Annotated in this window: 26 protein-coding genes and 1 tRNA gene; 3 read left to right on the forward strand and 24 right to left on the reverse strand. The window is 33.3% G+C overall.

Translation table 11 applies throughout. The annotated features are described in order from the left end of the window. Positions 1 to 256: 256 nt before the first annotated feature. The 4 genes from NP781_RS15455 to NP781_RS15470 all read right to left on the reverse strand — a co-directional run bounded on the left by NP781_RS15455 (position 257) and on the right by NP781_RS15470 (position 1849). Complete coding sequence (locus tag NP781_RS15455; RefSeq protein ID WP_257520301.1) at positions 257 to 499, reverse strand: hypothetical protein; 243 nt, start codon at positions 497 to 499, stop codon at positions 257 to 259. 311 nt (positions 500 to 810) lie between these two features. Then, the gene (locus NP781_RS15460; RefSeq protein ID WP_257520302.1) at positions 811 to 1020 is read right to left on the reverse strand and encodes a hypothetical protein; all 210 of its coding nucleotides are present in this window, start codon (positions 1018 to 1020) and stop codon (positions 811 to 813) included. A 17-nt stretch (positions 1021 to 1037) separates the two neighbouring features. Next, entirely contained in the window at positions 1038 to 1208 is a 171-nt protein-coding gene (locus NP781_RS15465) for a hypothetical protein (protein WP_257520303.1), read from the reverse strand. A gap of 386 nt (positions 1209 to 1594) precedes the next feature. After that, complete coding sequence (locus NP781_RS15470; protein ID WP_257520304.1) at positions 1595 to 1849, reverse strand: DUF2442 domain-containing protein; 255 nt, start codon at positions 1847 to 1849, stop codon at positions 1595 to 1597. 855 nt (positions 1850 to 2704) lie between these two features. Between NP781_RS15470 and NP781_RS15475 the strand changes: the two genes are divergently transcribed. Next, positions 2705 to 2986 carry a hypothetical protein gene (locus tag NP781_RS15475; RefSeq protein WP_257520305.1) on the forward strand — a complete coding sequence of 94 codons (282 nt, stop codon included), beginning with the start codon at positions 2705 to 2707 and terminating at the stop codon, positions 2984 to 2986. 1551 nt (positions 2987 to 4537) lie between these two features. Here NP781_RS15475 and NP781_RS15480 read toward each other — a convergent pair. The 15 genes from NP781_RS15480 to NP781_RS15550 form a co-directional block, all read right to left on the reverse strand. After that, positions 4538 to 5002 carry a hypothetical protein gene (locus NP781_RS15480; protein ID WP_257520306.1) on the reverse strand — a complete coding sequence of 155 codons (465 nt, stop codon included), beginning with the start codon at positions 5000 to 5002 and terminating at the stop codon, positions 4538 to 4540. 88 nt (positions 5003 to 5090) lie between these two features. Further along, complete coding sequence (locus NP781_RS15485; protein WP_306827483.1) at positions 5091 to 6131, reverse strand: hypothetical protein; 1041 nt, start codon at positions 6129 to 6131, stop codon at positions 5091 to 5093. Then, positions 6052 to 6663: a hypothetical protein gene (locus NP781_RS15490; protein ID WP_257520307.1), complete on the reverse strand. Its 612-nt coding sequence runs from the start codon at positions 6661 to 6663 to the stop codon at positions 6052 to 6054. The genes NP781_RS15485 and NP781_RS15490 overlap by 80 nt, the downstream gene beginning before the upstream one ends. Positions 6664 to 7397: 734 nt before the next feature. After that, complete coding sequence (locus NP781_RS15495) at positions 7398 to 7634, reverse strand: hypothetical protein (RefSeq protein WP_257520308.1); 237 nt, start codon at positions 7632 to 7634, stop codon at positions 7398 to 7400. Positions 7635 to 8098: 464 nt separating this feature from the next. Next, on the reverse strand, positions 8099 to 8554 hold the full coding sequence (locus NP781_RS15500) for a helix-turn-helix domain-containing protein (protein ID WP_257520309.1): 456 nt from the start codon (positions 8552 to 8554) through the stop codon (positions 8099 to 8101). 208 nt (positions 8555 to 8762) lie between these two features. Continuing rightward, positions 8763 to 8930, reverse strand: coding sequence for a hypothetical protein (locus tag NP781_RS15505; RefSeq protein WP_257520310.1), 168 nt, complete (start codon positions 8928 to 8930; stop codon positions 8763 to 8765). 428 nt (positions 8931 to 9358) lie between these two features. Further along, positions 9359 to 9811 (reverse strand): hypothetical protein, encoded by a 453-nt coding sequence (locus tag NP781_RS15510; RefSeq protein WP_257520311.1) that lies wholly within the window; start codon positions 9809 to 9811, stop codon positions 9359 to 9361. Positions 9812 to 10253: 442 nt separating this feature from the next. Further along, positions 10254 to 10409 (reverse strand): hypothetical protein, encoded by a 156-nt coding sequence (locus NP781_RS15515; RefSeq protein ID WP_257520312.1) that lies wholly within the window; start codon positions 10407 to 10409, stop codon positions 10254 to 10256. Positions 10410 to 10617: 208 nt separating this feature from the next. Further along, positions 10618 to 11037, reverse strand: a complete 420-nt coding sequence (locus NP781_RS15520) for a helix-turn-helix domain-containing protein (RefSeq protein WP_257520313.1) — start codon at positions 11035 to 11037, stop codon at positions 10618 to 10620. A gap of 468 nt (positions 11038 to 11505) precedes the next feature. Further along, positions 11506 to 12249 carry a TatD family hydrolase gene (locus NP781_RS15525; RefSeq protein WP_257520314.1) on the reverse strand — a complete coding sequence of 248 codons (744 nt, stop codon included), beginning with the start codon at positions 12247 to 12249 and terminating at the stop codon, positions 11506 to 11508. Then, positions 12242 to 13672, reverse strand: a complete 1431-nt coding sequence (gene qatC / locus NP781_RS15530; RefSeq protein ID WP_257520315.1) for a Qat anti-phage system QueC-like protein QatC — start codon at positions 13670 to 13672, stop codon at positions 12242 to 12244. Before qatC ends, NP781_RS15525 begins: the two co-directional genes overlap by 8 nt. Beyond that, the gene (locus NP781_RS15535; protein ID WP_257520316.1) at positions 13665 to 14384 is read right to left on the reverse strand and encodes a hypothetical protein; all 720 of its coding nucleotides are present in this window, start codon (positions 14382 to 14384) and stop codon (positions 13665 to 13667) included. The genes qatC and NP781_RS15535 overlap by 8 nt, the downstream gene beginning before the upstream one ends. A 4-nt stretch (positions 14385 to 14388) precedes the next feature. Beyond that, the gene (locus tag NP781_RS15540) at positions 14389 to 16260 is read right to left on the reverse strand and encodes a KAP family P-loop NTPase fold protein (protein WP_257520317.1); all 1872 of its coding nucleotides are present in this window, start codon (positions 16258 to 16260) and stop codon (positions 14389 to 14391) included. Between the two features lie 267 nt (positions 16261 to 16527). After that, a complete protein-coding gene (locus NP781_RS15545) occupies positions 16528 to 17499 on the reverse strand; it encodes a tyrosine-type recombinase/integrase (protein WP_257520318.1) in 972 nt (323 codons plus the stop codon). Positions 17500 to 17664: 165 nt separating this feature from the next. After that, positions 17665 to 17738: transfer RNA gene (locus tag NP781_RS15550), tRNA-Arg, on the reverse strand. Positions 17739 to 17959: 221 nt separating this feature from the next. On the opposite strand from NP781_RS15550, the gene NP781_RS15555 reads away from it, so the two are divergent. Both NP781_RS15555 and NP781_RS15560 read left to right on the forward strand, forming a co-directional pair. Continuing rightward, positions 17960 to 18706: an SDR family NAD(P)-dependent oxidoreductase gene (locus NP781_RS15555; RefSeq protein ID WP_221680935.1), complete on the forward strand. Its 747-nt coding sequence runs from the start codon at positions 17960 to 17962 to the stop codon at positions 18704 to 18706. A 93-nt stretch (positions 18707 to 18799) separates the two neighbouring features. After that, positions 18800 to 19450 (forward strand): hypothetical protein, encoded by a 651-nt coding sequence (locus tag NP781_RS15560; protein ID WP_257520319.1) that lies wholly within the window; start codon positions 18800 to 18802, stop codon positions 19448 to 19450. Here NP781_RS15560 and NP781_RS15565 read toward each other — a convergent pair. The 5 genes from NP781_RS15565 to NP781_RS15585 form a co-directional block, all read right to left on the reverse strand. Continuing rightward, complete coding sequence (locus tag NP781_RS15565) at positions 19447 to 20145, reverse strand: YqjF family protein (protein WP_257520320.1); 699 nt, start codon at positions 20143 to 20145, stop codon at positions 19447 to 19449. The genes NP781_RS15560 and NP781_RS15565 overlap by 4 nt on opposite strands. A 58-nt stretch (positions 20146 to 20203) precedes the next feature. Beyond that, the gene (locus tag NP781_RS15570) at positions 20204 to 20365 is read right to left on the reverse strand and encodes a YflJ family protein (RefSeq protein WP_257520321.1); all 162 of its coding nucleotides are present in this window, start codon (positions 20363 to 20365) and stop codon (positions 20204 to 20206) included. 108 nt (positions 20366 to 20473) lie between these two features. After that, positions 20474 to 21934, reverse strand: a complete 1461-nt coding sequence (locus tag NP781_RS15575) for a protein adenylyltransferase SelO (RefSeq protein WP_257520322.1) — start codon at positions 21932 to 21934, stop codon at positions 20474 to 20476. A 129-nt stretch (positions 21935 to 22063) separates the two neighbouring features. After that, entirely contained in the window at positions 22064 to 22567 is a 504-nt protein-coding gene (locus NP781_RS15580; protein ID WP_257520323.1) for a metallophosphoesterase, read from the reverse strand. A 12-nt stretch (positions 22568 to 22579) separates the two neighbouring features. Then, positions 22580 to 23173, reverse strand: coding sequence for an XTP/dITP diphosphatase (locus NP781_RS15585; protein ID WP_257520324.1), 594 nt, complete (start codon positions 23171 to 23173; stop codon positions 22580 to 22582).

Consider the following 23173-nt stretch of genomic DNA (forward strand, 5'->3'; position numbering starts at 1 on the left):
AATAAATAATGTTACTTATTGATAAGCATAAAATACTAAATACTAAAAACACGATGCAAATCTAAATACCTACAGATTATACTAAACTATTAATACTTATTCAATTACTCATTTACCAAAATATAGATTAAATTAGATATTTTTCAATCACGATATAAATAGCAATAAGCTAAGAGTGTTTGTTAAATCGAAATGGGAGATATTCTTTAGCTTTGAAAGCTTTAATATTTTCGAATATCCCCTCTTCATTTATGCTTCAGTAAACAAGAAATAATTCTAATTCTTCTGGAGACAAGTCCATTGGTTTTACTTCTCTCCCTAATTCATCACTCTTCTTTTTGCAATAATCTGCTAATGCTCGTACTTTTACTTTTGGTTCACCTGGTGGTCGTGGTATGGCATAAACTCCATCTCCATCATCAAATTCTTCATCGAATCGTTTTATCTCCATTATTAATTTTTTCTGTTCCTCATTTGACATTTCTTCATACTTTTTCATGATTAATATCCACCTTTCATTAAGTTATTTTCTCAAAAATCTAATGCTGAAGATTTAGTCTTTTTCCAAAGCACGTACTATGAATCTCTATCATTCTTCCCCTATTAATTTGGTTACCACTACCCTAAATTTATCGAAGCCTTATTTAATTTCTCCTCAGAATAGATAGCATTATACCAAGCTTGGTTCCAGACATCTGCTCTTTCCCAAAAAAGTATATTTATATGTTTTATCAGTTTCTCAGTAGGCTTCAATTTATTATAGTTCTTATCATAAGTAATTTTTTATTTGTATTAATTCATCACTATTTTTCAATCTAAAATCACCATTTTCAATGCTAACAACAAGATACCGAAGTACAAGATAAATATTGTATTACAAAATCTAAATCTCCTTTTTTCTTGTTCCTCTATCATTGCTATTATTCGTTTATTATCATTTGATACGCTAAATCCCATATCTGTCACTCTCATTTTCACTCTATGAAGATTATGTTTCTTATTTCTGTTAATTTGTGCCACAATATCCCTCTTTTCACTTAGTTATTGAATAATGAATCTCTCTTATTTGATTTCCTTTGTTTCCTTATTCCTTTTTTATAAATCACAAAAATAGAGAGTAAAGCCATCATAAAAATAAAAATCATAGTACAAATACTTACAATAGCTAAAGCTAACATTTTTTCACCTCCATTCAATTTAAAATCCAATTAATATTCCTCCTCATCTTTCCAAAAAATATTGAAAAGTTCTTCTCTTATAGCAAAAAATTCTTCTTCCCTATCTACTCCATCAAATCCGTAATCTCTAAGACAACCACCGCTTTATTAAAAGTAAAATCAATGCTGTTCTCCATCTCCTAAACCTCATAATGAATATCCATATTTACATTGACTATAGACAAAAATAAAAAGACGTTGAATATAGTCATCGCTATACTTCAACGTCTTACGTACATTTACTATGTTCAATTTTTAAATTTACCAACCTGAAATGAATACAATATGCTATACATCCCCGTTTCAAACGAAACACCTCCCATATATGGATGTATTAAGTATATCACCTGAATCGATATAAGGGGATATTTTTTGTCTTAGGAAAAATCGACCTCCATACTTTCTTGATACAGTATAGCAGGTTCAAAATCTACTCCATTAGGCCAACACACTGTCCCAGCAATATCATCCAGTGTAACTTGTAAAAACAACTCCAAATTGTCTCTGACCTCAGCCAATGAACCACTATAACCTTTTAAAAATTTTCGAATATCCACTATGCGATATTCTTGCTTGTCGAACACCAATAGCAATTTGAAATTTCTTGTGGGTATAACTGAAGTAATTCTCATTCCCTGCACCTGCCCTGACATAGTTTAATTTCAAAATAATAACACGCATTAGCACATAGCTCCAATACTAATTAAGTAAACTACCCAATTCATATTTAAATCGTGTTCGTTTAAGCTTCTGTGGAAGGGCAACCCCATTTTCTTTTACCCAATTCAATGAAAAGCTCTTACGTTCCCTTTCATGATAAAAATGATACACAGATACAACCTCTACAAAATAGGTCTCATTCACATCTCAAAAGTTGAATATAAATCCAGCCTTTACAGCATCGATAATGCTGAATTGGTACAATAATTCGATTTGATAGGATTGGATGGCTCCAAATGGAATGGATTTTCCTTTGTGACTCTTCAATTCTAAAAGGTAGATTTTTGGTTTCCTATATAAGATAAAATCACAAGGGTTTTTCACGTTTGCAAAGCCTAAATTGTCATCTTTTAATCTATAGACAAAATAAGTACTCCTTCTCTGAAACAGAGACATAAAAGTCCTTCTCGAACTGTTTCCCAGGGTTTAAACGCTTTCCTCCTTTTCTTTTACTCTCACTTATGGTAATGGTCATGCTTTTCCTCCTCTCTTTTTATTTTTTATTATGATAGAAGATAAAAAGAGATTTTATAAGGATTGTTCAGTTTTACTATTGCCGATTAAATTTCGGTCTATATCGAAAAAAGGTATGAACTTTTTCATACTTTTTACGTAGTTCCTCTGAAATGTTATGGTATAAGTACGATAAATTAAGAACAGTTATGAAATTATTTCGTACTTCGTTTGTATATATTCAAATATGGTTATGGTACAAATGCTATTGAAACTACATGTTAAACTAATTTTATTCATTTGGAGGTTATGAAATGAACAATTTACTTGAAGTAATAGATATTAAATCAAACAATGGATTATATCGCATATATCTATTTTCTGATAAGAATCCATTGCCCCGACTAAAAATTTATAAAATAATAGATGAAATTGAAACTCCTGTGAAAAGTATGTACGAGAAACTAAAAAATTTGAATGCCGAATTTTCTTTTAAAATTGATTATGAACCTGTAGGTAGAACAAAATTGAACACGAGGGAATTCGGTAAAGAATTCATTAAACGATATAAAAACAAGAAGAAGGCACTGGATTAATACCAATGCCTTCATATTGACTACTACAAACTCATCTATCATGTCGAGCATGTTTTCTATACTAATTTTGTTGAAGCAATTGAAGTAATTCTACCCTCGATTCTTGTGGCAATATTTTAACGAAGTTATGTAATCCCAGGTTGTACAAACACAAGGTAACCATTTTCACCCTTTCTTCATCAAATGTCAGAAAAAACCCATCAACAAACTCCAATTTATTTTCCGCTGGTGTATACTCTTTTGATACATCTTATAATTCACTGGCTGCCCTGCTTTTTAGGAATCACCTTAATGTGTCTTAACTCCTCCCCCAGGTTTTTAAAAATCAATTCTCAAACTTCATGTATGTAAATTGATAATAATAGATACCTTAACATGTGTTATCGATTATAATGCAAAATACGCATTGTATTACCTATAATATTTTAGCGAAACAAGTATGAACTTTTTCATATTTTTTCTGTATTTACTTCAAACTATTTCGAAATAAATATTTGAAAGTATGAACATTTATGAAATTATTTCACACATGTTCAAATAAAATTAAGTAACAAACACTACTGGAATCCACATCATTCATTGTAACCAATCATTATATGAAACCAAATCCTTATGCCCCTATTGAGACAAGGTACTGGTAACCGCATGCTTTGTTCCTGTTTAACTACATACGATATTATATGTATGTTCAGTACGAAGAATCTGGAACACCCTTAAAATATGTCAATCAGTACGGAGATTTTGGAACACCCTTTGAAATGTGTCATTCAGTACGGAGATTTTGGAACACCCTTTGAAATGTGTCATTCAGTACGGAGATTTTGGAACACCCTTTGAAATGTGTCATTCAGTACGGAGATTTTGGAACACTCTTTGAAATGTGTCATTCAGTACGGAGATTTTGGAACACCCTTTGAAATGTGTCATTCAGTACGGAGATTTTGGAACACCCTTTGAAATGTGTCATTCAGTACGGAGATTTTGGAACACCCTTTGAAATGTGTCATTCAGTACGGAGATTTTGGAACACCCTTTGAAATGTGTCATTCAGTACGGAGATTTTGGAACACCCTTTGAAATGTGTCATTCAGTACGGAGATTTTGGAACACCCTTTGAAATGTGTCATTCAGTACGGAGATTTTGGAACACCCTTTGAAATGTGTCATTCAGTACGGAGATTTTGGAACACCCTTTGAAATGTGTCATTCAGTACGGAGATTTTGGAACACCTTTTGCCGTTAGACTATTAATAGAAGGCTAAAGAATTTGTTAACAGATTTTTTAATGAACAGTACAAAGACTAAATATCAACAAGAACTATTGTATAAATATTTTTCACCAAAAACATTTGAATTTAAAAATACTAAATTGTTGTTAAATTAATTCTTTAGCATTTCTCATTTTACTCACCTTAAGCTGAAATTCCTCATTTCTAATCTATCTAATTCTATTTTGTTAAATATACGAGCGAAACTGGATAGGTTGTCCAATATCCGCTCGTATAATTCACCAATAATTCAATAGCATAAAAAGAGGCTTCTTGAATTTTTTCAATTGCCTTTAATATACTTATTTTTTGCTTGCTGTATTTGTTGTAATACAAGGTCAAAGCGGTCATCCATCAAATCATCATCTTCAATTTCAACTTTACTAAAATATTCCTTGTATGCTTCTTCTCTTGCCTCTTTAATAACCTTTTTTAAATTCTTCATTTCATGTTTAACAATAGTTGTTATCCATGAATCTTCAAATCCTTCTGATATTAATTCAGTATATATTTTATCATGTTTTTCTAAAAGTTCATTTCTTTTCGCTATCCGCTTATCCCTATTCTGTTTATTTATTTCAAAATCTTCTAAGATAACTTTAATTCTTTCCAATGTTGATGATAAATCAGTCAATTCCCTAAAATTCTGTTGAAGATGTACACTTTCTTTTAACTTTACTAAAGTCTGCTTCAATTTTTGTTCTGTTTTCTTAACAACCTGTTCTTCAAATACTACAACCATGTTCAATTATTCATCGTCCCTTCTTTAAAAAACATAAATTTTCTGATGGCCGACTATCAACCATAGGAGAATTTGACTCTGTTAAAAATTAATTTTATAAATTTTTAACCACCTTATCACAGTATTCTTCCCAATAATTTTTATTGTCTCCCCATATATCATGTAACCATATGTACATCAAAATTACTTCAAGATATTGCTTCTTCCCTTTTATAAAAGGTTTATTTGAAATTTTGGTGTAAAGAGTATCTAAATTAAAGAGATTTGTTTTTTGTTTATAATCATAATTATAAGGTTGCCAATTTTCATTGGTTTTAATTTTATGTTTTACTGGCCATAAAGAATCATCATCAGAAAAACGTAATAAATAATTGGAAGCAAACGCCCAAATGTTTACTTTGTGTTTACTCCAAGTATTTTCCAGCCATTCATTTATATCCACAGTCAAAAATGTCGAAGGATTATTTAACTCTTTTTCACTTTCAATCCGATGGTAATCTTTTATTAAATTGAATAACATCTCAGTCTGGCCTTTTAGAAATGGGTTCTTTTTTATAAGATAGGCATAACAATCATATGAACAAGTCCTAAATTCATGTTCAGTGTTATACAAAAGGAAAAGTTCCTCTTTTTTTAAAAAACTTATAATAGAACGATGGATTTGCTTTTCGTGAACATCATAAATATCAACAAGCCATTCTTGAACTGCATCTTCATACTTTTTCAATTGATTTCTAAATTTTACTAACCTTTCTTCATTTAAGAATGTTTTTTGTTCCATCTCCTCAATATTCAAATATTGATTAAAGTATTCAAAAACATAATTCACACAAATACGTAAATTTCCATCTTTTGAATCAATATCATATTCATTGATATTATCTTCTCTTTTTCTTTTTGAAATGTATTCTTCAAGAGAAAGCATTTTCATCACATCCCTCTGTATTTCTATCAAAACCTTATTGGTTATTGTTCTTAAGAACATTTGCTCCACACTATTTAAAACTTCATTTTTTTTAATGTTTAATCGAATCAGTGATTCTCTTTCTATTTTGTTACTGGGCAAAATCTTCATCAAAGCACATATAACAATAGCCTGACTGGTCATATTTGAAAATGGCTTTCCTCTCCTCAATTAATCCTTCATGAGAGATACTATAAGCACAAACTCTTTGTAAATCAAATTCCTCATCATGATAACGGTAAACCATTAAAACATTCGACTTTTGAATCTTATTCTTTCGTAGAATCAATTCATTTAGATAATCTACTCTTTCAGCAGATTTAATGTATTGTATCCCTATAACATTATGCGGAATATATCCTTCTTCTGTTTGCGAAAATAGCTTTTCTATTGTTTCAACATCTTTTTTCGGGATACTCTCCCTCTCCAAATGTAAGGCAAGATATAAAAAATATTCATCATTAAATCGGCCATCCCACTTCCACCAAGATAAATCCATTGGTCGGGAAAACCCTTTTGATTTATCAAGCTTTGAGTCTTCAATGAATGCATCGAAGCCAAGCATTTCTCCTAATTGAGCAAAAAAGTCAATTTCCCTTTTTGTGAACATAGAAATATTATGCAAATGAGATAAGTTCATTCTGCGGTAATTCCTTACATACCCCTCGAAAAATTGCATGAGATTGAAATAATATTTATCCACAAATATTTCCCTCTTTATGTAAGTATATTAATCGAAATTTCAAATTCCTATATTTTAATTCTATGTTAATATTTGATATTAGGAAAGTATGTATAAAATTTATAAATTATATGGAGGAATAGTAATGCCAAATACTGATTGGACAAAACTCAATTCTTTACAAAGATGACAGGGGTTTTGATTTTATTATTAAAGATAAGAATGGGCATTTCTGTGAAATACAGGTGAATTCTCTTAGAGGCACAGGCTATGTGTTTATGCAAAAAAGTAAATTTGACATTACGAATAAAAACCTATACCTGGCTCTATTAATTTTTAATGTTGGGGAAATGCCTGATGTTTTTCTTATCCCTGCACAAGTATAGGAAGTACCGAATGAAATATTTGTTGATAGAAATTATGGTAATCCAGGACAAACAAGTAAACCAGAGTGGGGAATTAATATATCTAAAAAGAACTACTCCATTCTCGAAATCTTTAAATTTGAGGAAGCAATTAAAAATTTTTTAAAAGAAGAGTATATATAATTTTGGTCTTTTGATATTAAATATTCATAATAAAAACAACCACTTTAAGACTTTGTAAAAACAAAGAAAGTGGTTGTCCCATAATGCAATAGGGTGTCGTTCTCATAAAAAATACCCTTTCTATGCACGAACCCAAAAGCTCCGCTTCCTATATTTTACCAAACTTTTAATTAAACTGAAAGAGGTTAAGATATTGAAAGAAATAAATCATGGTTGCAAATTCTGTTGAAGCAGACGAAATAATTCTTCCTTTGATTCTTTCTGTAGAAATGTAACGAACTCTTGTAACCCCATATTGAACAAACATAAAGCAAGCATTTTTTCCCGTTCTTTATTGAATGGAAGAAAAACACCATTTACTAACTCTAACTTATGCTCTGCAGGAGTGTACTCTTCATATACCTCATAATTTACTGGCTGACCTGCACTTTTTGGAATCAACATAATATCCTAACTCCTTCCCGCATGTTATAACTCATATAATTTTCATCATTTAGCAAAACAAGTATGAACTTTTATGAAATTCACACACACATACTCAGATAAAGTTATGTTAAAAACACTACATCTTTCATGAAGCTAAATAAAAACTTAAACATACATTTAGTAAAGAAACACGATAAAACTCAGTAACTATTTTCAAAAAGGATAAATCAGTATGGAACAACTATTCTGTATAACAGAATTACTTTGCTTATCCTTCAGACTAATCTATTGGTTGCTGAGAGGGATAGTAAAGTTGGTTAGCGTTGTGTTTGATGCTGTGTAGATGCTAAATGTGATTAAACAATGCCTTATCTCCAAAAATGTTCATTCATTAAGAAGAAGATTCTGGACAACCTCTGGATATAAATAAAACGAAGGGAACTAATAAAAATCATAGTTCCCCCCTAATTTTTATTCATGGACTAATTAAGCCCCTTCAGAAAAGCATCTACTTTACTGATAATTTTAATTGAATCTACATGTTTACTATGTCCTGTCCATTCACTTTCCAGTAAGGTCTGTACAAGTGCTAAAAAGCTCTCTCTCGCTTCCATTGTCGGCAATTTCCCTCTAATCAGATATTCGTTATACACTAACATTTCTTGAATACTCTTTGTTGGAAGGTCTTCCTCGAACTGGTCGATATCAACTAAATCGGTTATATGCACATCAAGTGCTTGAGCCAAATTCTTGATTATTGGATAGGAAGGTGCACGTCTAATACCCTTTTCAAGTTTGTGAATATAGCCCGCATCTATTTTCGCCAGTTCACCTAATTGTTGATAAGTGAGGTTGCGGACTTGCCTATAGTAACAAAGTCGTTGTGCAAATGTCCTCGAAATCTTTCTTTTATCTTCTGTTGTAGTCTGTTGATTCATATACAATTCCCCCTGCTTCTTCATGTATCTAATCCATAATCGCATTAGCATTTCCAACTATGATTATTTCTAAAATAGAATCCTGTATTATTAGAAACTTGCTATATTATAGATTCGAATTACAAATTTATTCGATACTCTCAGGGGAAAAGTCTCATCCTAAACATCCTAAGAATAAGGATGAATTATTTTTCCTGCTCATTTACATCTATTTTTCCACCTGTCCATGGCTCACAATTCCTTCTTTAAGCAAAAGTTGAACATCTAAAAAAGCTTGTTGAAATTCTAATTCATTGTATAACTCTTGTTCCCAAAAGTTCGTTTGCTCTTCCTGTGTTATGACACTAATAGTCTTTAACATCTGATACAATTTCATTATTCATCCTCCTATTGTCACATTTAGTAATTAATTCTATTCTAATTTTGACTATAAGCAAAAATAAAAAGACGTTACATATAGTCATCACTATATCAACGTCTTACCCACATTCACTATATTTACTTTTTAAATCTTTCAATCTGCAATCAATAGAAGATATTGTATATTCCCACTTCAAATAGCACGCCTCCTCTGTACGGATTAGTTTGAGTATACCATTTTAAACTATGTTGAAGAATGTATTTTCTATTCATCAATTCTTTATATTACATCTTATGGAATTACTATATTCATTCTATTTCTTCATTTGATGTGATAATTCCTTTAGTCTAATCCCAACAATCTTAGACTGCAATAAGCAGTCTTTTTTATGCATTAATATCTTATTTAAAGTATATATATAAAACACCTAAAAATGATGTTCTTTACATATCTCCATTCAGCCCTTCAACAAAACCAGCCCACATTTCTTTTTCTTCTCTTTCAATTTCTTCACGTTCTTGTTGAATTTCAACATTGTCCTTTTCAATTACATTTGCAATTGCAGGATTTTTCAGCTCGTTTTCAAGAAATATTTTTACTAAATCTATATTTGAGTATTCACTTAAATATTCAGGGTCAAAAGAAAGGTTTCTAAGTAACTCACCAATTTCATTTAGGTAAAGAGCTACTACTTTACTGCCTATCTTATAATCTCCTTCTTTTTCTGGGAAAGACATTCCGTTTTGAGAATCACCGATAAGTGCTTTTGTTGCTTTTACATGTAAATCCAGTCCTCCAAAATGAGCTAACTCTTGGTCGTCTACACCTTCACATCTAATCATAATATCATTTCCCTTACGGTCAACGCTATGTACTTCAAACCCTCTTTGTTCCACTATGTAAGTCCCCTCCAATAGTTCTAAACTGATAGTCTATCTATTTTAAAATATTCTCACCAATCCATTCGCCTAATTATTACCATAATATCAATATATAAATAAATTTTCAATTCAAAAACAGACTAACTTCATTAAAAATAAATATTCTTTTTAGGCAAAGTTAATTGGCTTTTCTATGAACCTTGCAACCCTTTTCTTTTTTGCATACTTTACATGATTCAGCCAATAAACAAATGGAAATGCCAGACCAAATAATTTGGGAATGACAGTTGAATAATTAGAAAAAGAAGACTATTTGCAAGTCTTCTTTTTTACTATTGAGTCAATTTTAATGTCCATCTTTTATTAATTCATTAATTGATTTTTGAGAATCACCATTTTTGAATAATAAAATTTTCAAACCTGCCTTTTAATGCTCTTATTTACCTTCTGCTTCTCGTTATATATTCTCTATATTAACTTTACTAAAATTCCCGATTTTGATTAATCGTTCAATGGATTTTTTTGAATCTCCATCACGAATCGCCTCTATAAGTTCATCTTTCACTTCTTTTTGAATAAATTGCTGTTGCATTTCTTCTTTTACTATATCCATACCTTTCAACACCTTCCATATCCTTTTTTGAGCATTTTCACTTAGATATTTTCTTACAAGCAGAGAAACAGATGTCGTTAGTTCTGCTCTTTCATTTCATCTGACAGCTCTTGAATATCTCTCACAAAGCTAAGCGTCATTTTTTCTTCTTAACCCTTTTAAGTCTCTCTATGCACCCTAATGTTTAAACGTATACATCTACTTTCTTTCAGTGTAATTCTTTTAACTTAATCAACATTTCCCCGATAATTCTCAAGTCTTGAAGCATTGTCTGACAAGAAAATTCTACGTCTAATAGTAGTTCTATGATTTCAATTAGTACTACTTTTTGTTCGCTTATCAGCAATTCTCCACCATACTGAATCTTATTATTAAGAATTAACTCAGCAATCGTCATGACTCTATCTTGCATCATAGAACCCATTAATCGCCACACCTCAACATTCAATGCTTCGGAAAGTTTTAATACAGCATGATGACCTGGCAATCTATAATTATTCGTTTCCAATTTGTCCAGATACGATACTGAAATACCTGTTTTCTCCGATAATTCTTGAAGTGACATCTTTCGATTCTCTCTGTAATATCTCAAAATCATGCTAAACTCTTTCCCTAATTCCTTTTCCAAATCCTTTACCTCCCAACATTCCCCATTAAGGAAACCTACTTTTTGATAGATAGTTATCCCTATATATTAGATTTCTGGAGGCTCTTTATAACAAATAAGTGATTTCCTTTAGTAGATATAGACATTGGAAAAAGTAACGATAGAAATTTGTAGAGAGGAATAGCAAGCAGGAAGAGAATTATATTTCCTACAATTCATCAAATACCCTTTTTCCACTCTTGTTTTTCTCCACTCTTTTATGCAAAAAAGACTGAAGAGTGACCAGGCTTTCACCTGATTTTCCTTCAGTCTGAAACATGCTATTTTATTTAAAGGCATAGCTGATACATAAAAATCCATATAACAGGAGATTAGCTTAGGGTAATAGATTGCAACAATCATTAAGAAATGTATTTATAAGGTTACTACTTTCATATACCGCACTAATATCCTTGCTCTGAGACGATATTTCTTTACATATTCAACAAGTTATTGATTTAATGAATCCCTTTGATTCAATAAAAGGCTCGCCAAGTTTTTATAAATGACTTCCTCAAATTGCTCTACACCTAATTTTTTCGCAAACTGACAATAGATTTCAGATAAATTGTATGAATTACCTTTTAAATTTGTTTTAGCAAAGGGAGCGTCTGTCTCTATCAGAAGTCTATCTATAGGGATTGACTTTATAATATCCAAGCCCTTTTTTGAAGCTAACATGGAATAGTTCACTGAAAAATAATAACCTTGTTCTACTATTTTATACACAAATTCCTTATTACCTGAATACCAATGAAATATTGCATACTCAACTTTGTTCTTTTTTAACATCGCTAATACATCTGCTTCAGCTCCACGAGAATGAATTGACATTATTTTTTTACCGTTTGCCGACTGAGAACAAATATAATCAAATGCTTCCTGTTGTTCTATCTTAGTTTGGACGAACTCTTTAGAATAGTCTAACCCTACTTCGCCAACATATTTCGTAAATGGAAGCATTGAATCGAAAAGGTTCTGGTTAAAGGGATACTTTTCAGCCAACTGAGGATTATATCCCAGCCCCAATTTAATGAATTTGCTTTCTGGAAATTCATTTCTACATTTCTGATAAATTTCTGGCAAGTTGGTTACAAATAAGGCATATGTTTTATTCTGCTCAAAAGAGTTGTATATTTCTTTAAAGTTCTTAAAATAGTCGATATGAATGTGCATATCGGATAAGTTATACATAGATTTCAACTTCCTTGATTCCTGTATATTCAATTAAACCCTTGCCATTTAGCTTTATCATTTCCATTAACTCTTCCATAGACTTTCGATACACTCTCTCATAACCATCTAACTCTTCACTATTTAATGGTCCTTGCCTTACTAAAAGACTTCTAATATATTCACTATCTTCTTGATGGTCAATATAACGCCTTAAACTAAATAGGACCGCTTTTAAGTCACTTGCTCTTCCTTGAATATTGTTATAGTTTAAGATAAAATCTTTGCTTAACTCATAAAGTGGGTTATAACAAGTCTCGTCTTTCCCTATCTTCACAAAAGAGGCTTTTCTAATTAAGCATGGATAGCAATAACCACAATTACAAGGTGTTACAACTTTATCACTTTTCTTTTTATCATAACGAGATAAGCATGGATGGGAGCAGGACAATGTGCGAGTCGCATATTGCTTAAAAATCGCATTATTTTGGTGTTCCTCTAAAATTTCTCCCTTAGTCTTATCCCAGTAAAAGTTTGAAACTTTATTTTTTATCCCCACTTTATCAAGAACCGAGTTTAATGAATTGATAAAAATAGGATGTGTTGTTCTTGTACTACAACTTCCTGTCCTGCTGTCCGTTAATGGAACATTAACACCAATAAAACCATTCTCGGGTATATACACTGGTGTTTCTTTACCTATAATTGAAGCAACAGAGATTGCTCCAGCAATAAATAGTAACGACCTGCTACGACTGGTACTTTCCACTGAAAGCTTCTCTGTCTTTTCTCCTCTTTGAATAGGAACTAAGGGATTAACGTTGAATAACAATAATTCATTTTCTAATTCTGTATAGTGGTCGTTTATAGCGTCAAACAATTCTTTTTGTCGATTTGTCAAAAGGTTGTATTCCCTAAACCCAAGAAACAGTGTATTTCGTTTGTTCTCAGAAAGTGTTAGTGCTCCACAGAAAGAATCTAATCCACCAGAAAATAAGCTAACTGAATCATATTTTCCAGCATCAATAAGATTTTTAGTGTTTATTTTATCAGTTCTGAACCTTAAATTTGTTTGTCTAAATTCAAATTTCCACTTATCTCCACTTAGAAAACTTATTACGTATTCAAGCTCTTCTTTCACTGAATTCCATTTCTCCACTTCTAATACAGGTATTGAGAGCCTTAAAGTCCTTGTCCAACTATCTGAAAAGTTCTTTCTTGGAATTCGTTTATCCACACAAAAAATACTCGAAGCAATTATAAGAAAATCTTCATTTATGCTTGTTAAACTATTTATACCAAATTTTCGCCAAAGTTGCTCCATATCAGTTTTCACATTCGACTTATTCTTTTTATCGAATAAATTGAACAATAGAAACTGTTTTTCAGACGAATGACTTGGATTCAAATCATCATGGTTTTTGTTAATCCAAATATTACTCATTTATCTCCCTCCAAACAGAAAGAATCTCAAGAGTTTTTTTATAAGTATTATTTAAAATTTGGTTGCCTTCTGTTCCATTCCAATCAATGTTTTGAATCTTCTGGATAGAGAAGTTTTTTTCAATTGAATTTCTTATATATGTCTTAACATTCTTCTCTGCAACCTTATATTTATCTATGTTATCAAATAAACTTAACAGTTTTTCAGTGAAATTTGCAAAAAAGCAATTTTGTATAAATTTGATAATAAATTCTCTAATGAATACTCCTGTATCTAATGACTTTAATACTTCTTCATACCCATTCACATCCTTAATGCCTTTAAAAAGTTCTCTCATTAGTTCATTCATACTTTGATTAGAAATGCCATCGTAAAATTCATTACCACTATCACTGAAATACTTTAATAGCCCCCTTCGAACATTTTCAGGTGTCTCGTTTTTCAAATATGATAGCCCAAATCGGTCTAATGTTTCAGACAGCCCATATTTTCTAACTGAATCGATGAAACTCAGTGCTTTACCACCCGATTGGATAGCTCTTCCTGCATTTGCCCCTGAACCAGTAGAGCCATTTAATGCTTTAGCAAAATTAGAAATTGCCTTTTCAACCGAAGAAGGGGTAAAGTTATCCTTCACCATCTTCGTTACATCCCTTTTAGCATCTGGCCATAAATACCCTGTCGGTGGTAAATAACCTTTTGATGTTCCCATTCTATTAATCTCCTCCTATATCCCAAAGTTTGCTGTCAACGTTTTTCTTTTCTATATAATATTCTTTCAACTTATCAAACGTTTCACCGTCCAATTGTCGAAAAAGAAGAATTTCACTTAGGTCGAAGTCTTTACCGTCTATCTTTTTAAACTCTTCAAAAATTTTAGACTTATATTGAGGTAGCGAGTTATAGAATACGATTAGTGTTTCTAATTGAGCTTTATCTTGATGATACTTTTCTAATACACCTTTGAGAATTTCATTTCTTGTAACTTCGTCCATTTCAAGCATCTGCTCTATTTTCTTTCTTCGTAAGGCAATATGAGTATCAAGATTGCATATTTGATTGATATATTTTCTTTGTTCTTGGTTCAAGTTTATTGAAAATAATCTTCTATCTGAAATTGAATCTTTAGCTAAATAAAAGTAAGGAGAGAGGTCTATATCAGAAAGTTTGGGCTCTGTTCCAAACCATCTCCTCATTTTTTCGCTTAACCATGCTGTATTTTTAGTTACCTCTTCAATTTTTAATTGTTCATCCTCTTTTTGCTCATCCAATATTCCTACTTCAAGAATCTTTAACTGTAAAGGAGTTCCACTGTGTTCAAATTGCCACTGAAATAACTCTTTAAATAAGTCGCTGTCGACGTATTCCAATACCATCAATTTTGCTAAAATAGCTAAGTTGAAATCTATCCGTTGGATTTCCGCCAACCTTTTACGAATGTAAAAGGTGTTTAAAAAACGCTTAGTTTGACGTGGATTTCCCTTCAACGATGAAGCCACAATACTTCCGATACTATTAAAAATTTGAATTTGCTGTTCAAAATCTGTCTCAGTAATACCATTTTTATACTTTGAACCATTTATTTCTATTTCGTTTTGAACTATATCTAATATTTCTGTTCCAGAAATTATTTCACCCTTGATGAATATTCCTTTTTCCTTTAATTTTTCGAGAAGTTGATTTAATACTTTGTCATCCAAAAACATTTCTGCAATAAGCAACAACATGTAATTCTTAACGTCACTTTCTGCTAATTCAGCAATTTTAATTGGGAGCTGAACTATTTTTTCTATGTAATCGGTCGATACATTTATTCCTTCATCATTTAATTGAGGATATTTTCTTTTTATTGAATAAGAAATTATGTTTTCATCCATCGCAATGATAAACGTAGTTTTCTCAACAGATAAAAATAGTTTGATAGCCTCAAGCGTCTCCACAATTCGGTCGGGGTTACATCTATCTAAATCATCAATAAGTATTAGCAAATTGTCTACCTTTGAGTCCCGAATAAGTAATGTAAACTCTTCACGAAATTTGCGAATATTTTCGACGGTATTCTCCTGTGGATTTTCTTTTATATATTCTTTAGTCCAGTTTTGAGTTTTTTCAATTTGCTCTTGCACCTTTTCAGGACTTTCAAAATCAGAAGAGTTGGGTATCATTATAAAAGGAGGTATTCCTGTCATACCACTGATAGCCCATGGTATGCTTTGTTTTAAAACTGTTTTTCCTAAACCCATCCAATTAACCCTATTCATCAAACCTTTAATTTTTTCTTTAGAATTCGAAAAAAATGTCTGATTCTCCTCCATACTTTGCAAAATTGCTTCCATTAAAGCCGTCTTTGCATCTTCATAGCCTTCAAACATCCATGCATTTATCTTTACTACAGCAATTTTCTTATTGGAATTAGAAGAGGTTTGTTCTTCAATTAAATTAAGCAATGTCGATTTACCACTTCCCCAGTTACCAAAAAGCCCTATAGTTAATGGATTCATTCGTTCACTTACAGCAATTTCAGTAATCAAATCTGCGTATGGTTGATAGGCAAGCATATCAATTTTTGAAGCATCATCAGCCCACATAAAACATTCACCTCAAGATATAAATTTTTAAATACTTCGCCAATAAAACTCACATTACTATTGTCCCATTTTTGTAAAATAATTTCAATTTTTTCTACAAAAAAAGACATCTTTAAAATCAGATGTCTACTTTTAGTCTTATCCTTATTTATTAGGAGCTTCAAATGATATATCTCTTTAGGATTTCTAAGACCCTATTTGGTTCAAGCTCCTCCAAAATTCGCAAGTCTCTCAAAAAAATCTCTAAGGCTTTGTTTTAGTGAGAGGCTATAACAAATATTCTCTTAAGCTATTTGATACTTCGTCAACATCTAAGTCTAAGTACTGGGTTGTGACTTCCAAGTTAGAATGTCCTAATGCTTTAGATATTAATGCAATATTAGCTCCCTTCGAAAGTAAATTTTTAGCAAATGCTCTTCTAAGTGCATGTGGGTTAATGTTTTTTAAACCAAATTGTTTGCTATACTTTGTTAATTGTTTTGAAATTGCATTATTAGTGGATTTTGTATCTAAAGGAGTTGCTTTATAGGAAATAAAGATATTCTCGTTGTTTTGATGATAATGTCGTCGAATTTTATTATTTTGTTGAATCAACACTTGATACAACTGAACTAATTGATTATCAATCGGTAGCTTCAATAACTTATGATTTTTTAAAATCTCCCCTTCTAAAACCAACGTTTTTTCATCAAAATCGATATGCTTTTCTTCAAGTTTTCCTAAAGTATTTATTCTAATCCCTGTTTTATACATTGTTAATATTGCTACTGCATCTCTTAGACCTATAAAAGTATTTAAATCTAAAAGGGAAATCAATAATTGTACATCTTTTTCATTTGCTCCAGTTTTTACTTTTTTATCTACTTTGAGGTTCACATCTTGCCAAAATTTTGACTCATACCAACCATTAATATAACATTTACTTAAGAATGACTTTAGTGCTTTTAATCTCGTTAATTTTGTTTGATTTGAAACTTGCATGTTTTCAAGCCAAGAGTAAATTGTATCTAATGTTATTTCATTTAAAAACGTAATAGTCTGTGTATCTACTAAGTGATTTACAATTGTTTCATAGTCTTTTATTGTCCGAGGTCGAAGACCGCTGGAAATCATTTGTCTTTTCACAATTTGAATCGCATCTTTTATCATTTTTGAATTATGCTGAGCAGTTGCCTCATTCTCAACCTTCAAAAGGTTTAAATCAACATCTACTTCAAATAGTCCCGACTTTTTAGTCATAAAAAAAATCCTCCATTCATGAATTGAATTGGAAGATGATTCTGGTCACGTAATAAAATTACAAGGGTACAAAAAAGGGATAAAGTCATCCAGACCGAAGCCCTGACCGTATCCCTAATTTCTCTCAAACCCTTATCCCTAAAGGCCTGAAACCTGCTTTTTGGACGTCCCAGGAGGGATTCGAACCCCCGACCGACGGCTTAGAAGGCCGTTGCTCTATCCAGCTGAGCTACTGAGACATGATGTCATTTCTTATGTATATCATAGGAAGGACAATATTTATTATATGTACTTTATAGCATAATGTCAACATTAATTTTACTATGCAGGCAAGGTTTGCCTCATATTTTTTATCGTATGTTGCTACAGCATCCATTATACCATTTCTTCACCCTCTTAACAGGACGGATAGCAAAATATTTGCTACACTATTGGCGATACAAAAGTAGGAGGTTTGTGGATGTTTAAAGATTTAGTCGTTATTGTCACAGGTGGTGCACAAGGGATTGGTAAGGGTATTACGCTTGCATATGCACAACAAGGTGCAAAAGTGGTGATTGCTGATTTGAATGCAGGCTTAGGTCAACAGTTAGAACAGGATATGCTTGCTCAAGGCTACTCTGCATTATTTGTTCCAACGGATGTGACAAAGGAACAGGATATCATTCATTTGATGCAGCAGGCTGTGGAGCATTATGGAACCATTCATATTTTAATTAATAATGCTGGGAAGTTCCAGCATCAATCTCCTTACGAGGTGACGTTTGATGAGTGGCAGGATTTGTTGCAGACGAATTTAACGGGTTCCTTTTTCTGTGCCAGAGAGGCTGCAAAAGTGATGCGGCATAATGCAAAGGGTGGTTCCATTGTTTCGCTGGCCTCAACGCGAGCTGAAATGTCAGAGCCTCATACAGAAGCTTATGCGGCTACAAAGGGAGGGATCATAGCATTAACACATGCTTTAGCGCGATCTTTAGGGCCAGATCAAATTACTGTGAATTGTATTTCACCTGGGTGGATTGAAACAGGTGATTATGAGGCACTACGGCCAATCGATCATGCGCAGCATTTGTCAGGAAGGGTTGGTCTGCCTGAAGATATTGCACAGGCTTGTCTCTATTTAACAAACCCTATGAATAACTTTGTGACAGGTATTAATCTTACAGTTGATGGTGGCATGACGAAGAAAATGATGTATGAGGCGTAATTTTGTGGTCTCTTCTTTTCTTTCTGGTTCTTCATACTCCGAGATTCCTTGGAGTATGCTACTGTAGGAGAAAGAACAAGAAGGAGTGAAGCCTTGTACCCCTATTCAAATGGTTTTTCATTAAGCCAGCTGTATCATGCCCCCTATACGCAGTATACGGCTCCGATTCGTCACTTTTTACAGTCAAATGATTACCGACGCTGTATTAGTAAAGGCGAAGCAGACTTTATGGCTATGAACCGTTTACTTTGGATGGAGCATGTAAATTGGACACGGATGACTATTATAAGCATTGTGTTTAATTTACCTGATTTACCCTTTGTGCAGCAGCGTTTGCTACGCAATGCAACCGATTTAGGGAATTGTTTACGCCCCTTTTACGGTGACTCCGTGGCGGATCGTTATGCAGCTTTAATTAAAGAGCATCTGGTAATTGCGGCTCAATTAGTGACAGCTGCTGCGAAAGGTGACGCTACCACAGCGGAAGCAAAAGAGAGGGAATGGTATCGTAATGCAGATGATATTGCTTTCTTTTTGCATACAATCAATCCATACCTAAGTAGAGAGGTAGTACAAAAAATGTTTTATACGCATTTAGCTTTAACGAAAAATGAAGCTGTCACGATGATACAAAAAGATTATCAGGCAGATGTAGAGGTATTTGATGAAATTGAAGCAGAGGCACTTGCGATGTCAGATATGATTGCCAGCGCCATCGTTATGCAATTTTGCTACCTCTTTTAATGCAAAGATCTTGGTGGATTTATGATCATTTTATGCTCTACTGCTGGAGGAAAAACTCTCGCCGTTTTGTTTTTGGCATAATGAGCACGAGGCTGCATGTCCTGAAGTTTCCCCTTCATAAAAGAGGCTAATGTATTGCTTTGAATCGTTACGTTGGCTCGCTTTAATTCCCATGGGGAGTGGTGAATATCAATGCGAAAAAGTGTATCCTTCCATTTCGCCCATGAATGGTAGCGCTCTACAATCCATCGGTCAAAACTAGTATTGGTCTTGTCTCCTATTGTATAAATAACCCTCAATCTTTCGTCACATGCTTTGTAATGGCTTGTGCATGAATAGTGATTCCCTCTTTGTTTTACTAGGATGTTGGAATGGCGATATGGCAAGCTACCTATTGCCGTGATTTTTGATAGGAAATAATTCGTCACATCTAAATGAAAAAAATAGATGCCTTTCATGCCGTTATACTCCACATATGTTCGGACATTCAATTGTAAATAGGTAGTCATCCCAGGAAGAGGTGGTAGAAAGCGTAGCCGATGTCGATAAACTTTAAAAAGGACAGCACTAAGCCAAGCATTTTGTTCAAAGAGATCGAGCTTCAGTTCTTTAGGTACATGTTTTTCGAGTTCTTGAGGGGCTATTGGCCAATGTAAAAATAGAACATCTTGCCATGTTTGAGTCATCATCCACATAGTAAAACTCCTTTCTAATCACTAGTTTTTCCTAGAAAGGAGTTCTTCAAACAAACGTCTATTGATCTTGCTCAGCAGACTCTATTGCGACATAACGATAATATAAGTTTCGTAATTCAGATTCTTTATATAAGCCTAAATGACTTTTAAATTGAGGATGAACCATTATTCCATGAGCACGTAAAACTTTGACAAACCAACCCTTTGAATACTTATGCACCGACCCTATTCTCCTTTATTTTTATTCATACATAGAATATGCGTTTGAATACGGTAGGGTGCCTTTATACAAATAAAAAACGAGAGAATAAATAGCTCTCGTTTTTACTTATGTGCCACAAAACGTACGATATGGTTGATTAGTGGGTTCAGGTAATGAAGCGTATTCTTGTTGTTCTTTCGTATGAGCATAAGGCTGAGCTAGGACTTTTAGTAAGTTGTTCATCACACTATAATCGTCTCGTTCTACAGCCGCTTCCAAAGCTTCTTCTACCCTGTGGTTACGCGGAATAACAGCTGGATTATGTTGACGCATTAATAGTTGTGACATGTCTTTTGTTTGCTGCTGTCTCGCTAATCGAGCTTGCCATTTGTGATGCCAGTCCATAAAAGCTGATGCGTTAAATAATGGGGAATCCTCCAATTGCTCAAACGTTAAGGCGATAAATGTATTCGTATAATCAGCTTGATATTGCTGCATAAGCTGAAGAAGCTCTTCAACAAGCTTGATGTCTTCTTGCTCCTCATTAAAAATGCCTAGCTTTGCACGCATTCCTTCCAACCAATTTTCTACATATAATTTCGGATACTGTTGTAGCGTTTCTTGTGCCAGTAGAATGGCTTTTTCTTGATCATCATCAATTAAAGGTAGTAAGGACTCTGCTAAGCGCGTTAGATTCCAGCCAGCGATATTGGGCTGATTTCCATAAGCATAACGTCCTTGGCGATCAATCGAGCTAAACACAGTCGCTGGATCATAGATGTCCATGAATGCACAAGGACCATAATCAATGGTTTCACCGCTAATGGTCATATTATCAGTGTTCATGACGCCATGAATAAAGCCCACTAACTGCCACTTTGCTATAAGGGAGGCTTGTTTCTTTATGACTTCATTTAACAAATAAAGATAACGATTTTGATTGCCAATATTAGCAGAGTAATGTCGTTCTATTGCATAATCAGCTAAGAGCTGTAGCTCCTTATCTGTCCCCCATTGCGCAGCATATTGAAATGTCCCTACCCGCAAATGGCTACTTGCAACTCTTGTGACAATAGCGCCTGGTAGTTCCGTTTCTCGAATAATCATTTCACCTGTAGTGACTACTGCTAAACTACGTGAAGTGGGAATCCCTAGTGCAAACATCGCTTCACTAATAATATATTCCCTTAGCATTGGACCTAATGCGGCTCGCCCATCTCCACCCCGAGAATAAGGTGTTCTACCTGATCCTTTTAGAGCAATATCATACCGTTCATTTTGAGGTGTTATTTGCTCCCCATATAACAGAGCTCTACCATCACCTAGCATATTAAAATGACCAAATTGATGCCCTGCGTAAGCCTGTGCAATCGGTTCGCCACCTTCTGGGATTGTATTACCAGCTAAAACGGCTAATGCTGCCTCACTCTTTAAAGCCTGAATGTCTAACCCAAGTGATGCTGCAACTGATTCATTTAATAAGATCAATTTTGGTGAACGAACAGGATTTAACGATATGTCGGAATAAAAAATACTTGGTAGTTGAACGTAACTATTATCAAAATGCCAGCCAATTGTTTTTTTCATGTTTTCTCCTTTATTGCCTTTACGATTTATTTTTGCTATTTCAGCATGAATCATTCATAGGCAATTTTACCATTATCAGTAGCCCAAATAAAAATCCGCATACTTTACTAGTTATGCGGATTTTCTCTATTATTGTCGATCAAATGTATATGTAGCCATACATTGATTATTATCTGTCATGCAATCAACTTTAAAAGATGTCGCATTGATTTCCACAACAGCAAAGCTTTTTTCTTTACGACCACGTGGTTTTAATAAGCTGCCTGGATTTAAAAATAGGATATTATCCATCATTTCGGCACCAAGAATATGTGAATGACCAAAGCAAACGATCTGTGCACCTACTTCTTTAGCACGATAGGATAATGATAAGATGGAATTTTTCACATTGAATAAATGACCGTGTGTCACAAAAATCTTTACATCATGGACCGTGAACATTTCTTCTTCAGGGAAAGCTTTCTCACGATCACAGTTTCCACGTACTTTTTTCAATCCTTCTAATGCTTCATGCGAATAGGGAAGTTCACTATCTCCACAATGAATCACAATATCTATTTCAGGATAAAAACCTTTAACCTTTTCGATGACATGGCTATCACCATGTGTATCGCTCATAACAAGCATTTTCATGGATATCACCTCTTATTTGATAAGATTCGGTAATTGCTCCTTTAACTTGCGAATTGCATTGCCTCGGTGAGAAATAGAACCCTTTTCCTCTGGTGAAAGCTCAGCCATCATTCGATTTAAGCTTGGCACAAAAAAGATTGGATCATAGCCAAAGCCATTCGTTCCACGCTTTTCATGGGCAATGACGCCTTCACATGTACCAAATACCGTTGTTGTTGCGAAATCAGGTCCTGCAATTGCAATACAGCAGCAAAAACGTGCTGACCGTTTGTCATCTTCGACACCTTGTAAATTTTCTAACAGTTTAATCATGTTTGCTTCATCGTCATGGTCACTTGCATAGCGAGCGGAGTACACACCTGGCTCACCATTTAATGCATCTACTGCTAAGCCACTGTCATCTGCAATAACAATGGTATTAAGCTCCTTCGCCAATGCTTCTGCTTTTAAGATGGCATTTTCTTCGAATGTTGTTCCTGTTTCTTCTATTTCCATATCTGGTGCCACTTCAAACATTGTTACGACTTCATAACCAAGTGGTCCAAATAATGCTTCAAAATCTTTTGCTTTTCCTTTATTTTTTGTGGCGATGACTACTTGTTTCAT

The organism is Lysinibacillus sp. FN11 (assembly GCF_024628845.1).
Taxonomy (GTDB): Bacteria; Bacillota; Bacilli; order Bacillales_A; family Planococcaceae; genus Lysinibacillus; species Lysinibacillus capsici.